The sequence below is a fragment of the Chryseobacterium caseinilyticum genome (assembly GCF_014837145.1).
GTDB lineage: Bacteria > Bacteroidota > Bacteroidia > Flavobacteriales > Weeksellaceae > Chryseobacterium > Chryseobacterium caseinilyticum.
In genome coordinates, this window is the sequence record NZ_JACYFS010000001.1 from 554,721 (window position 1) to 568,626 (window position 13,906).

The 13,906-nt window shown below is 36.1% G+C and carries 13 protein-coding genes; 8 read left to right on the forward strand and 5 right to left on the reverse strand.

The features are described 5' to 3' along the window. Window positions 1–190 precede the first annotated feature (190 nt). Window positions 191–1,336 (forward strand): hypothetical protein, encoded by a 1,146-nt coding sequence (locus tag IC610_RS02625; RefSeq protein ID WP_191735107.1) that lies wholly within the window; start codon window positions 191–193, stop codon window positions 1,334–1,336. A 75-nt stretch (window positions 1,337–1,411) separates the two neighbouring features. Beyond that, window positions 1,412–2,554, forward strand: a complete 1,143-nt coding sequence (locus IC610_RS02630) for a hypothetical protein (RefSeq protein ID WP_191735108.1) — start codon at window positions 1,412–1,414, stop codon at window positions 2,552–2,554. Window positions 2,555–2,744: 190 nt separating this feature from the next. Here IC610_RS02630 and IC610_RS02635 read toward each other — a convergent pair whose 3' ends face one another. From IC610_RS02635 to IC610_RS02645, 3 genes are all read right to left on the reverse strand, one after another. Further along, window positions 2,745–3,806 carry a 3-oxoacyl-ACP synthase III family protein gene (locus IC610_RS02635; RefSeq protein ID WP_191735109.1) on the reverse strand — a complete coding sequence of 354 codons (1,062 nt, stop codon included), beginning with the start codon at window positions 3,804–3,806 and terminating at the stop codon, window positions 2,745–2,747. Window positions 3,807–4,244: 438 nt separating this feature from the next. Next, window positions 4,245–4,799 (reverse strand): RDD family protein, encoded by a 555-nt coding sequence (locus IC610_RS02640; protein WP_191735110.1) that lies wholly within the window; start codon window positions 4,797–4,799, stop codon window positions 4,245–4,247. A gap of 8 nt (window positions 4,800–4,807) precedes the next feature. Then, a complete protein-coding gene (locus IC610_RS02645; RefSeq protein ID WP_191735111.1) occupies window positions 4,808–6,931 on the reverse strand; it encodes a Tex family protein in 2,124 nt (707 codons plus the stop codon). 234 nt (window positions 6,932–7,165) lie between these two features. On the opposite strand from IC610_RS02645, the gene IC610_RS02650 reads away from it, so the two are divergent. Further along, window positions 7,166–7,843: a YceI family protein gene (locus IC610_RS02650; RefSeq protein WP_056079175.1), complete on the forward strand. Its 678-nt coding sequence runs from the start codon at window positions 7,166–7,168 to the stop codon at window positions 7,841–7,843. 75 nt (window positions 7,844–7,918) lie between these two features. On the opposite strand, the gene IC610_RS02655 is transcribed toward IC610_RS02650, so the two are convergent. Both IC610_RS02655 and IC610_RS02660 read right to left on the reverse strand, forming a co-directional pair. Then, window positions 7,919–8,365, reverse strand: a complete 447-nt coding sequence (locus IC610_RS02655; RefSeq protein ID WP_056079178.1) for a phosphohydrolase — start codon at window positions 8,363–8,365, stop codon at window positions 7,919–7,921. 131 nt (window positions 8,366–8,496) lie between these two features. Further along, window positions 8,497–8,796 carry a hypothetical protein gene (locus IC610_RS02660; protein ID WP_191735112.1) on the reverse strand — a complete coding sequence of 100 codons (300 nt, stop codon included), beginning with the start codon at window positions 8,794–8,796 and terminating at the stop codon, window positions 8,497–8,499. A gap of 97 nt (window positions 8,797–8,893) precedes the next feature. On the opposite strand from IC610_RS02660, the gene IC610_RS02665 reads away from it, so the two are divergent. The 5 genes from IC610_RS02665 to IC610_RS02685 all read left to right on the forward strand — a co-directional run bounded on the left by IC610_RS02665 (window position 8,894) and on the right by IC610_RS02685 (window position 13,697). Further along, window positions 8,894–9,253 carry a helix-turn-helix domain-containing protein gene (locus tag IC610_RS02665; RefSeq protein ID WP_191735113.1) on the forward strand — a complete coding sequence of 120 codons (360 nt, stop codon included), beginning with the start codon at window positions 8,894–8,896 and terminating at the stop codon, window positions 9,251–9,253. Between the two features lie 70 nt (window positions 9,254–9,323). Next, a complete protein-coding gene (locus IC610_RS02670) occupies window positions 9,324–10,079 on the forward strand; it encodes an SDR family oxidoreductase (RefSeq protein WP_191735114.1) in 756 nt (251 codons plus the stop codon). A 333-nt stretch (window positions 10,080–10,412) separates the two neighbouring features. Then, window positions 10,413–11,174, forward strand: coding sequence for a DUF3575 domain-containing protein (locus IC610_RS02675; protein WP_191735115.1), 762 nt, complete (start codon window positions 10,413–10,415; stop codon window positions 11,172–11,174). A gap of 306 nt (window positions 11,175–11,480) precedes the next feature. Further along, a complete protein-coding gene (locus tag IC610_RS02680; RefSeq protein WP_191735116.1) occupies window positions 11,481–11,978 on the forward strand; it encodes a DUF1772 domain-containing protein in 498 nt (165 codons plus the stop codon). A gap of 105 nt (window positions 11,979–12,083) precedes the next feature. Next, the gene (locus IC610_RS02685; protein WP_191735117.1) at window positions 12,084–13,697 is read left to right on the forward strand and encodes a Na+/H+ antiporter; all 1,614 of its coding nucleotides are present in this window, start codon (window positions 12,084–12,086) and stop codon (window positions 13,695–13,697) included. The last annotated feature ends 209 nt before the right edge of the window (window positions 13,698–13,906 follow it).

Genomic DNA, 13,906 nt, shown 5'->3' on the forward strand with positions numbered 1-13,906 from the left:
ATTGATTAAAGCCGGACTTCTGTCTGGCTTTTTTGTTCAGTTCAGAAAGATTTAAAACTCAACTCAACAGATATCTGGCAAAAAAAAAAATCTTCATCTTTATTAAATAATTAATCATCTTATGTGGAATTGTAACCTTTTTGAATTTATATTTGTCTAAACGTAATAACTGCTGATAAAAATCTAATTTATGAGATATATTTCTTTGTTTGTGCTGCTTTCCGCAATGTTTCAGGCTCAAAAATTACAGGTTGTAGATGCTGAAAATGGCAAACCCCTTTCCAATGCGAGAATCATAGCAAATAATCAGATTCTGTACACTAACGACGACGGTTTTGCCCCTCTTGAAAGTACTGCCACCAATTTTGAAGTTTCCGCAGCAGGTTATACCGGTGAGAAGTTGCCTTCATTCAGAAATCTGGTAAGACTCAAACCTTCTGTAAGAGAGATTGATGAGGTAAAAATTGTAAGCGTGGATATCAGAAAACTGTTGGAGGATGTTTTTGATCATTACCATAAACGATACTTTGATAAACCGTCTCTGTATGATGTTGTTATGAAAAGTAAATATTTTGATAATAATAAACTTCATTTTATGGCGATTACCGAAGCTAAACTTTGGAGCAGATCTAATCAGTACGACTACAGGCAAGGTTACAAGAAAAACTATGATCACATCTTGCAGTTGCAGGTAAATAACGTGAAATACTTGAAGAAAAGCAGTTCTGACAGTATTTTCAGGGCAGAGACTGACGAATTCAGACATGAGAAAATAGGAAGTTACTTCTTCAATTATGAGCTTCAACGCACCTTGACTAACATCAGATCAAGGCATTCTAAATCGTCAGGGAAACTGCTGTCTGAAAAAGATGGCGAACAGGACATCAGCTTTACAGTAAAAACTGAGAGAGGAACTCATATTAAAGGAAAAATCAAGTATCATACGGCAGACAAAGTAATTACTTTCTTTGAGGCAGATTATTCAATGGATGATTTACCGGTTAAAAAAATGATATCTACAGACGGCAGAGAATTCGGTTATAAATACGGAAACGCCATAATCACATACGATTTTTACAAAAAAGACGGTGTTTATGTTCCTGCGCTGATGAGACGTGAAAGTGATAATTATGTGATGACCTACAACAACGAATCTCATGTGAAAAGAGGGTTGCAGGAAATTATCTACAACACATTTTCAAAATCTGATAAAGACGGAATTGAACCAAGGGCTGATTTCAACAAAAGCATCTGGGAAAATGTTCCAACTAAAGATGATAAAGAATCAACCATTTTGCTTTCTAAAGAAGAGCAGACGTTCGTAAATAATCTTTAATATTAAAAAACTCAAAGTTTTTAGAGTTAAATAATATTTGCGGTTATATTTGCTCTGATCAAACAAAATTATTTTATGAAATTTATTTTTCTTCTTCTTTTTTGCCCGTGTGCTTTGTTTTTCGGACAGACGGTTAAAGTTTTAGACGCTGAAAATGGAAAACCCATTTCCAGTGCAAGAATCATCATGAAAGATCAGATCGTATATACCAATGATGATGGATTGGCATCTTTAAATCCTGAAGAAAAAGATTACGAAATTTCTGCTTTCGGTTATAAAAAAGAAAAATTTAAAAATTTCAGCAGCATTATCAGACTGAAAAGGCATTATAATGAAATCAAAGAAGTAAAGATAATTCCGGTAGATTTTAAAAGCATATTTAAAGATGTTCTGAAAAATTATGAAAAACGCTATTACAGCAAGCCTTCACTTTACGATGTAGTTATCAAACAGAAAAATTTTGACAATAATAAACTTCATCTGATGGTGGTTTCTGAAGCTAAACTTTGGTCTAAAAATAATGCTCACGACCTTTCTGAGCGCATGTACATCAATTCTGAACTTCAAATGCAGCTCAACAAAATAAAGTATCTGAAAAAAAATGTGTCTGACAGTATTTTTCTGGGCAATACCAATGACTTTATGCATCCCTTCACCAACGATATTTTTCTGAATTCTGAACTGAGCCGTGTTCTCACACATCTGGATAAAAAGAAAGCAAAATTTTCAGCAAAGATCTTGAATGACGAGGATGGCGAAAGAACGATTAGTTTTAAAATAAAGTCTTTTGCAGGAAATATTATTGAAGGAAAATTCCGATATGATGCAGCGAAAAAAGTGATTACTTATTACCAGTCTGTTTATCTGATGGAGAATCTGCCATTAAAGCAGAAAATTTCCAAAGACCGGGTTATCTTCATGCAGAAATATGGTCTGGCGGTGATAACTTATGATTTTTACAGCAGAAATGGAGTGTACATACCTTCATTTGCGAGGTATGAGATTGATGATTATAAAATGTATCATCAAAGCCGCGAGCACACGAAGAGAGCCATTCGCGAAATTGTTTTCAGCCGTTTTGAAGAATCTGATAAAAAAGGACTGAATCCCAAAGTAGACTTCCGGAAAAATATCTGGGAAAATGTTGAGGTTAAATCAGACAGTCAAAGCAATGTTTTGCTGTCAGAGGAAGAGCAGGATTTTATAAATAAAAATTAGCTTAACACATACATTCCGCAGTAGATTCCGATCTTTCAACACACCGTGTAAAAAAAATTTGTGTAGAATTAAGATAAAACTTTATTAAAAATAATAAGATAAAATAAAAACTGTGAAAATCAGTTTTGAAGATTTAAAAAAAATAATTTAAATCAATCTGTTACCTGAATTTTCACAGTTTCTTATATTTTTAAAACTGATAAACAATCGCATTGATATTCATTCCTGCTCCAACAGAAGCGAAAAGAACAACGTTGCCTTTTTCAATTTTGTGAGATTCCAGTTCATCCTGCATAATCATGGTAAGCAACGAAGGAATTGTGGCTACACTGCTGTTTCCAAGCTTGCTGATGACCATCGGCATAATATCCGGTGGAGTAGGAACGCCGTACAGTTCGTAGAAACGGTTGACGATGGCTTCATCCATTTTTTCGTTGGCTTGATGAATGATGATTTTGTTGAGCTGATCTATGGTAAAACCACTGTCATCCAGACATTTTTTCATTGCTACGGGAACGTTCAGAAGGGCAAATTCGTAGATTTTTCTGCCATCCATCTTGATGTATTTCGTATCCTGACAGCTGTCATTGTTATACGATTTTCCAAAATAAAGAAAATCTTTTTCATTTAAAGTGTAGGATGCAGACAGGTGAGATTTAATTCCGGAATCATCGCTGTCATTGGCTTCAATGATCACTGCACCTGCGCCGTCAGCGTAGATCATGCTGTCTCTGTCGTGAATGTCAACCACTCTGGATAGAGTTTCTGCACCGATAACGAGACATCTTTTTGCAATACCTGATTTCACAAAAGCATTTGCCTGAATCACTCCTTCAATCCAACCCGGGCAGCCAAACAGAACATCGTAGGCAACACAGAAATTATTTTCGATCTTGAGTAAATGCTTTACTCTTGAAGCCAGACTGGGAACCATATCCGACTGAATTGTGTTGTGACGCACGTCGCCAAAATTGTGGGCAAATATGATGTAATCTAAAGTTTCAGGATCTATCCCGGAATTTTCAATAGCTTTCTGCGCTGCGATCAAACCTAAATCTGAGGTTACCTGATCACTCGTGGCGTATCTTCTTTCTTCAATACCTGTAATTTTTTTCAGCTTACTGGTAATGATGGCGTTGTCTTCTTTTAAGGTGATACCATGCTCGTTCAAAAAAACATGTTTGTCAAAAAATAAATTGGTTATGGTTTCTGAAGGGATGTAGTTGCCCACCCCAATAATTTTCCCGGTCATTCTAAATTCAGATTTCTAATTGTATAAAATATATAGCGCTGATTCTTATTTTTTCAAAAACGAAACCCCTTGCTGTTTACAAGAGGTAAAATAAGTAGATCAGTTCTAATTTAATTGCTCGATTAATAATGTATCAGACATGATTATAATGGTTGATATATTTTCATTAAAATCCCCTTTGACGGGGAAAATAGAAATATAAAGTATAATGATAATAAATAAATATGTGTTTTTTGTGTTTTTTATAATTCGTATTTCTAAGGATAAAGGTAAACGAATAAAACTGAAATACACTATAAATCATCAATTATTTTCAATGTATTAACAAATCTTTAAATTGCTTACAAAGCTATTTATTGCATATAGATTTTATTGCTGAATATTTAAATAAACTTCCGGTTTTATCTGAATTTGATTTTATTTATTTTATGTCTGCGTTCACAGCAAACTTTGTTTCAGAAGCATTTTAATTTCTTTCACTTGGTATTCTTTCACGATATAGGTTTTACACAAAATATTATTCATGTGCATTGTGAAGTTGGTCTCTCTGTGTTTTATTCCAAGTATTTCGTTCAAAGGTGGAATATAATCTGCAAAAAGCATATAAAATACCACTAAACATAGTGTGTTTCTTAAGAACGATTTAAATATTGCCGGATTATTTGCGGAATCATCTATCACCTTTATTTTAAATACCTTTTTTCCTAATGTCGTTCCAAAAACAGTTTCAGTAACACTTCCAAATAGGATTACTGACGGAATAAGAAGTAACGCTGACAGAATCGGAGATAAACCAAATATAAAATAGAATGTAAGAAAAAACGGAATCGAATCAATCAGTTTTGCGAAAATTCTCTCACGCTCGTTGCCATCATAGTTGGTTTTAACAGGTAAATTATATTCAAAAACATCATAAATACGGTTTCCAGCCAGATCAAAATTTTGAGTAGGCCTGTGAATCAGTTTCTTTTCCTTTAACTCTGAAACATTCATTTTGATTTTTATAAAATCATGCTCAGCTGAATTCTTTTTCTCGCTTCATCTACCTCTGTTACGCGTACCTGAACGTGCTGATGTAATTTCACCACCTCATTTACATCAGATACAAAGCCGTCTTTCAGTTGGGAAATATGCACAAGTCCGCTTTCTTTAATTCCGAGATCCACAAAACAACCGAAGGCCGTGATGTTATTGACGATGCCCGGAAGAATCATTCCGGTTTTCAGGTCTGTCATTTTTTTGACGTTAGGATCAAACTCAAAAACTTTTGCTGACTTCCGTGGATCTAAACCTGGTTTTTCAAGTTCCTTCAGAATGTCTTTAATTCCTAAAATTCCGATGTTTTCGGTAATGTACTGTTCAGGCTGAATTAAACTGATTTTTTCTTTATTGGCGATGAGGTCATTGGTTTTTAAGCCCAAATCTTTCGCCATTTTTTCTACAATTCCATATGCTTCCGGATGTACTGCGGAATTGTCTAAAGGATTTTCGGCATTGGCAATCCGGATAAATGCCGCCGCCTGCTGGTAAGCTTTTTCACCTAATCGTGGAACTTTTTTCAGTTGTTTTCTGTTTTCAAAAGCTCCGTTTTCAGCACGGAAATTTACAATATTCTCAGCCATTTTTTCGCCGATGCCTGAGACATAGCTCAACAGAGATTTACTTGCAGTATTCAAATTGATTCCGACAGAATTCACACATTTCATCACAGTAGAATCCAGTACATTTTTCAGTTGAGTTTGATCCACATCGTGCTGATACTGTCCTACACCGATAGATTTCGCATCGATTTTCACTAATTCTGCCAATGGATCAGAAAGACGTCGGCCGATAGATACAGCACCGCGAACGGTCACATCATAATTTGGAAATTCATCACGCGCAATCTTGCTTGCAGAATAAACCGATGCTCCTGCTTCTGAAACCACGAAAACCTGCAAAGGTTTGTCAAATCCTATTTTTTTAATGAAAAATTCAGTCTCCCGGCTCGCTGTTCCGTTTCCAATGGAAATTGCCTGAATGTTATAGGCATTCACCATAGAACGGATTTTCTTCATCGCCATGCCACTTTCATTTTGTGGAGCGTGAGGATAAATAGTTTCATTGTGAATTAAATCTCCTTTTTCGTCTAAACAAACCACTTTGCAACCACTTTTGTAACCCGGATCGATGGCTAAAATCCTTTTTTCTCCCAAAGGCGGAGCAAGCAGAAGCTGACTCAGGTTTTCAGAGAATATTTCAATTGCTTTTTTATCTGCTTTCTCTTTAGCTTCCTGCAAAGTTTCGTTTGAAATTGCGGGCTCCAAAAGTCTCTTGTAGGAATCTTTAATTGCCAAAACAATCTGTTCTGAGCTTTCATTTTTAGATTTAATTACAGCATTTTCGATGAAATCTAAAGCTTCTTCTTTATCAATTTCGATGTTTGTTTTTACAAAACCTTCTGCTTCAGCTCTCAGCATGGCAAGAAGTCTGTGAGATGGAGTTCTGTTTAAGCTTTCTTCCCACTCAAAGTATTGAGAAAATTTTTGAGCGCCTTCTTCATCTTTTTTAGCTTTTACCACTTTTGAAGTAATCACAGCTTTGCGTTGGAACAGTCGGCGGAGATTTTTACGCACATACATATTTTCATTGATCCATTCTGCCATGATGTCTCTTGCTCCCTGCAAGGCCTCTTCCTCAGAGGAGACCTGATCGTTCAGATATTTTGAAGCCAGAAACAGAATATCCTGAGCTTTCTGGCTCATAATAATTTTCGCCAAAGGTTCAAGACCTTTTTCTTTTGCTGCGTCAGCCTTTGTCTTTCTGCGTTTTTTGAAAGGTAAATATAGGTCTTCGAGCTCCTGAAGATCAAAGCTTTCATCAATTCTCTGCTTTAATTCATGAGATAAAGAATCCTGCTCTTCAATTGATTTTAAAATACTTTCCTTACGTTTTACAATATCTTCAAACTGTCTATTCAGCTTAGAAATCTGCTCAATCTGTGTTTCATCCAAATTTCCTGTAGCATCTTTTCTGTACCGTGAAATAAAAGGTACGGTGCAGTCTTCTGACAATAATTTTAACGTAGCATTTATGCTTTTATCGGATAAATTGAGTTGTTTCTGAATAAAATTTACAGTGTTCATGAAAGATTTTTGAAGTGGCTAAAATACTGAAATTTCAGATGAAGAAAGTAGATTCATTTAACATTGACTGTGAAAAATTTAAATTAAAAAGTGCCGAAAGATTTTCTTGATGTATGTTAATGATTTTTACGCTGCGCAACCTTTATCTTTGCTCCGTTAATAAATCAAAGATTGGTAAATAAAACAATAATCATTATATTTATCACTTCTAAAACATTTAAATAATTACTTAATATGAAAAAACTAAGCGTAATCGCATTGGTAGCTGTAGGTTTGATCTCAGCATCTTGTAACAAAGACAAAACTGCAGACACTGCGAAAACAGGAACAGAACAAAACGTTGCAGAGGGCAAAGGTGAAGCTTTAAAAGCTGATGTCGCTGCTTCTAAAGTAAACTGGAAAGCTTTTCATAAAGGAGGTTTTGCACCAAGATGGGGTACACTTGCTATTCAGTCTGGTGAGTTGAACGTGGATGGCGGACAGCTTACTGCAGGTAACTTCGTAATCGATATGGCTTCTTTGAAAGTAGATCCTGCATCAGTTACTGAAAAAGACAAAAAATCTACAGATCTTGAAGGTCACCTTAAAAATCCTGATTTCTTCGACGTTACAAAATTCCCAACTGCTGATTTCAAAATCACAGGTGTAACTGACCTGGCAACTGCACCTGCAAACGCAGTAGCAGGAGCTAATAAGACTGTAAGCGGAAACCTTACTTTACTGGGCAAAACGGTGAACGTTTCTTTCCCTGCGAAAGTAGATGTTGCTGAAGGTTCAGCAGCTGTACAGGCAAATTTTACAGTGAACAGAGCAGACTGGGGAATCAAATTCGGTACAGACGAAACAGATCCTGCAGAATGGGCGATCAGCAAAGACATCGAAATTTCTGTTGATGTAAAAGCTGCTAAATAGTTTTCTTATTTAGATAAAACAGTAAAGGCTCACTTCCATGAAGTGAGCCTTTGTTTATTAATTTTCTGTGTAAGTCTAATATTTCTCAGAAAGATACCTGTATGCCTTCAGATACTTATTAAAACGGTGAATATCTTTTTGCGTTAATTCTCTGTTGACCCTTCTCAAATCCATATTATCACGAAGATCATTCAGTTTTACGGCAACAGCAAGGGGAGAGCGTTCGGTACGTTTTACAAAATCGTCATAGTTTTCATCAGGATCATATTTGGTGAGACAGTTTATTGCAAAAAGAATGTATTCCGGGAAACCTTCCTCTCTGAGATATTCAAAACTGAATTCTTCCGGATGATCTTCCACCACGTCGTGGAGCACGCCAACAATTTTTTCATCCATTGTTTTTCCGTATTCCATTACGCGCATTACGTGGGCAATGTAGGGAGCGTGGTATTTATCTTTTTGCCCTCTGTGAGCTTTATCGGCAATTTTAATGGCGCGGTGCAGTAATTCTTCTTTGGTCATGTTTTTATGCAAGTAGACTGCAAAAATAAAAAATGAAATACAATTTCAGGGATTCGTTGAGATGAAAAAAACATTAAAATTAAATTATACGGCATTTATTTCATCTTCAAATGGTTCAGATAAATGTGTAACTATTTTTTTGGAAGCGCTTTCGGATCTTCAATTTTTACAATCAGATCTTTTGATTTACCCGCATTGAGGATTTCTATCATTTCAGCATCAGTTTTTTTCTTTACAAGACTTAAATACAACGAATCAGAAGGTTTTTTTACCAAAATTAAATCCTTTTTCACCAATATGGAATCATGAGGCTTTGTAAAATATAGTTTGTCAAGTGAAATTGAATCACTTTTTATATTTAAAGGTGTTTTTGTGCTCTGGCTAAAGAATAAAGCTGAACTGAACGTAGTTAAAAGAACAAGTAATTTCATTTGTAATGCAGATTTTCTGTTGGATAAATTTTGAATGAGAAGGTTAAATAAAATTGTAATGCAATTTATTAATATTTTTGCAGGTAAAACATAAACGATGATAAAAAGAGGTAGAGGGCAGGAAATATCACAGAAATATTTTAATTTTCTGGACGATCATATTGAAAAAGTAATTACCGGAGAGGTTCAGGATTTTTTCGAACTTAATCAGATTGCTTCACGGCTTGCCATTTCGCACCAACATTTAAGTGACACGATTAAGGCGGAATTGGGTCATCATCCCTGCCATTTTTATGATTTGAAAATCATTGAAAAAGCCAAAGAAATGCTTCTGAAGGAAAAAATATCTGTTTCGGAAGTTGCCCGCAGATTTACCTATGATCCATCTAACTTTTCAAAATTCTTCAAAAACTGGACAGGCGAAACTCCCGGGAGTTTTAGAAAGAAAAACATTTAATTTCCCGAAAAGTTCACCATGTTTTAAGATTTAGACCTTGCGAAATTTGTAACATCAAAATTTACAGATTATGTCAAGAAATGATTTAAACGGAAAAACAGTATTAATAGCGGGTGGAGCAAAAAACTTAGGCGGACTTCTGAGCCGTAATTTTGCCCAAAAAGGAGCGAAAGTAGCCATTCATTACAACAGCGACAGCACTAAAACAGACGCCGAAAAAACTTTAGAAGATATTTCAGCTGCGGGAGGAGAAGCCTTTATTTTTCAGGCTGATTTAACCAAAGTAGAAAATATTGCAAAACTTTTTGAAGCCACAAAAGAAAGATTCGGTGGCATTGATATCGCCATCAACACAGTAGGAATGGTCTTGAAAAAACCTTTCTTAGAAACTACCGAGTCAGATTACGACACGATGTTTGACATCAATTCAAAAGTGGCTTACTTCTTTATCCAGGAAGCGGGTAAACATCTGAATGATAACGGAAAAATCAATACGATTGTAACTTCATTGTTGGCTGCCTACACAGGTTTGTATTCCACTTATGCAGGAGCGAAAGCGCCGGTTGAGCACTTCACAAGAATGGCTTCGAAAGAATTTGGAGAACGGGGAATTTCAGTTTCCGCGGTTGCGCCTGGACCTATGGATACACCGTTTTTTTACGGACAGGAAGCTCCGGAAGCAGTCGCTTATCACAAATCGGCTTCAGCTTTGGGCGGATTAACCGACATCAAAGACATTGCACCACTGGTAGAATTTCTGGTAACCGACGGATGGTGGATTACAGGACAAACCATCTTCGCCAACGGTGGCTATACCACAAGATAAGTGATTTAGTTCAAATTAAATTTATCACAACAGCACGAATGAGTATAAACATTCGTGCTTTTTTGTTTTATGAAAATTTCAGATTACTGTTTTTTAACAGCAACGATATCCTCTGAGTGTCTTTTGTAGTAAGGGTTTTTAGTTGTAGCCAAAAGTCACGGAGCAGCCGGTGTTTGGAATGGCATCCTTTCTTGCAGCGACTAATTCACATCAATTCGGGTGGTAAATCTGTAAAGTATATTTTTAAATTTAATTAAGAAATTTCACCCTTTTGTGTAATTGAATGTTATGCCTTATTTAAATGACATTTGAATATTAAAAAAACTAATAACCATGAAAACTTTAATTACAATTCCGGCAATGCTCCTTGCCCTTTTTACAAATGCACAGGAGCTAAATACAATTGAAACCGATACCGCAGTTATGCAAAGGAGAAATATTATTAAAACCAATCTTACTGCGTATGCTTTTAAAAACATCAATGTTACTTACGAAAGATCCATTAACAGATGGTTCTCGGTAAGTGCAGGTTATTCGGTGATGCCCGACGGAAAAATTCCTTTCATTAAATCTTTTACCGATGCTGATGATGAATTGAGAGACGTTAAAGCCGGAAGTACTCATTTTACAATAGAAACCCGGTTCTATCTCGGAAAAGGCTACGGAAAAGGATTTTATGCTGCTCCGTATTACAGAAATTCAACTTTTAAAGCCAGTAACTTTACCTACTATCAGGAATATGAAGACGGTGGAGGCAATACTACCGAAATACCTCTGAACATCTCCGGAAAAGCAACTGGTAACAGTGTCGGATTGCTTCTTGGTGTTCAGTTTTTCTTAAACAAAAAAGGAAGTTTTGTTCTGGACTGGTGGATTGTGGGAGCGCATTACGGAAAAGGAAAAGGCGACTTTACCGGAAAATCTTCTCAGACATTAACTCCGGATCAGCAATCTCAATTAAAAGCCGAACTCGAGGATTTAGGAATTCCACTGGTTGAATATTCTGTACAGACCAATACCAACGGTGCTGCCATAAAACTGGACGGACCGTGGGCAGGACTGCGAAGCGGACTTTCTCTGGGTTATAGATTTTAAAATTAAATTAATCAGGGAATTATATTATTACTGAAAGATAACTGGGGAAAAACCATGATGAAAAATTAATAAAAGATTAGATAGTATTCAATTTTAAATGCCAAAACAAGGGATTATTTCCGGTAGTTTTGGCATTTTTTTCATTAAGTAAAATCAAGTTGGCAAAGATTAAAACTCTACAGTAAAGCACAATTGAAGAATTGAAGATCTTCACACAAGATAATTTTCACTTTCAAACCAAAGGCGATTAGAATATTGTTGGTCACAGATTTTTCATTAAATTTAAACAAACTAAAAGCCCTGAAAATGAAAAAGTTAATTTTATTCACATCCGTGGCGTTGGCGAGCGGAGTTCTGTTCGCAAATGTGTACAATTCAATGGTCAATGCTGTGGCTACGGACAGTGACATTCCCAATTCTGTGATGGCTGCGAGAGAATTTTTTAAGACCGTAAATCCGGGGAATTTCTTCAGAATATTTTCTCCGGCAACGCAAATTTTTACGTTAATGTCATTGATTTTATTCTGGAGAACCGCAAAATCTGCAAGGGTTTTTCTTGGAATTGCTTTGCTCTGTTATATTTCGGGAGATATTTTCGCTTTCACCTATTTTCATCCGAGAAGTGATTTGATGTTTCTGTCTGAACCTGTTCCGGATGATGAAACTCTCAGAAGATTATCTTCAGAATGGAGTACCATGAACTGGTTCCGGTCGTTTGTGCTTTTCGTGGGCGTTGTATGCCTGTTTTTAGCTGTAGACAGAATTTATTCTTTTAAACAGAAAACTCATCAGACAGAATTGTAAACTTTTAATTATTTTTGCGTTTCAATTACAACTAAACCCTTTCAGCATTCGTAGTGTTGAGAGGGTTGGTTTTTACACAAAATGAATTAAAACTTTCAAAAAACTATGCACCACAATTTACTCCTCATTCTTTTTCTTCTTTTTGCTGTGATGATGCTCGTTTTACTGGCAAAAAAGATAAAAATTGCTTATCCCATTTTTTTAGTAATTGCCGGTTTGGGAATTAGTTTCATTCCTGGAATTCCGGTTTTAAAACTTGATCCCGACATTATTTTCCTACTTTTTTTACCGCCTCTTTTATATGAAGCTGCATGGTACACGTCCTGGAAAGACTTCTGGAAATGGAAACGACCTATCAGCCTTTTAGCATTTGGCTTAGTGTTTTTTACATCGCTTATCGTGGCTTACATTTCATCATCGATGATCCCGGGATTTACTTTGGCTCTGGGATTTTTATTAGGCGGAATCGTCTCGCCACCCGACGCAGTTGCCGCTGCAACGGTAATGAAAGGTCTTAAAATTCCGAAAAGATTACTGACGATTCTGGAAGGTGAAAGTCTGGTGAATGATGCTGCGTCCCTGATTGTTTTCAGATTTGCTTTGGCGGCGGTTCTTACGGGAACTTTTTCAATGCAGGAAGCTACCGGACAGTTTTTTCTGGTTGCAGGAATGGGTGTGATTGTAGGAATTATTGGCGGAAATATTATGTATGCAATTCATCGTTTTCTACCCACCACTCCGGCTATTGATGCGGCTTTGACGGTGATGACTCCTTATATTTTGTTTCTTGCGGCAGAACAGTTTCATTTTTCAGGTGTGATGGCAGTTGTGACGGGTGGTTTGTTTATTTCCTGGCGTTCTCACGAGATTTTCAAAACGGGAAGTACAAGACTGAATATGCTCGGCGTCTGGACAACGATGATTTTTGTGATGAATGCTTTGGTCTTTATTTTAATTGGTCTGGAACTTCCTGAAATCGTACAGGGTTTAGGTACACATCTGGTTTTTCAGGGTTTAAAGTATGGAATTCTCATCAGCTTAATTGTTATTGTTTTGAGATTTTTGTGGGTGTATCCCATTGCACATATTCCGAGATTTTTATTTAAAAGCATCAGAGAAAACGAACCCAGTCCAGGGTGGAAAGGTCCGCTGATAACAAGTTATGCAGGAATGCGCGGCGTTGTTTCTTTGGCAACGGCATTATCAATTCCGATCTATCTGGATGAAAACGGAACTCTGTTCCCGGAGCGGAATATGATTATTTTTATCACTTTTGTGGTGATATTTATTACTCTGGTTTTTCAGGGACTTACGCTTCCGCTGATTATTAAATGGATCAACATTGGCGAAATCGACAGTACAATTCCTGAAGACCAACAGCGAAAAAGAATTCAGATTCGTCTGGATGTATTGGGTCTGAATTATATCAGCGAAAAATATCCGCAGGAAATTTCTGAAAATGAACTGATAGAATTCTACAAAAACAGTCTTCAGAATGAAATATCAAACAACCAGAAAAGTTTTGATTCCGTAGAATGCCGGGATACAAAAAAAGAGGAAGTGGAGGAGTACCATCACTTGCTTTTAGAAATTCATGCACTGCAGAGAAAGGAACTTTTTAAAATGAGAAAATACAAGGAGTTTGAAGATTCTGAAATCAGGAAAGCCGAATTGCAACTGGATCTGAATGATCTGAAAGTGACAGGAACTGAACATTAGATATAAATGATAATTGATTAATGATGATTGATTTATAATCTTAGATTTAACAAATTCTTTTTTAAATATCAATTATCAATTATCAATTATTAATCAATTATCAATCAATTATCAATCAATTATCAATTATCAAGATGTAAAAGGCTTCTACAAGCTCAGCCTGACACTGCCTGAAATTAGATTTGTAGTATTAAAAATGTGACGCTGAA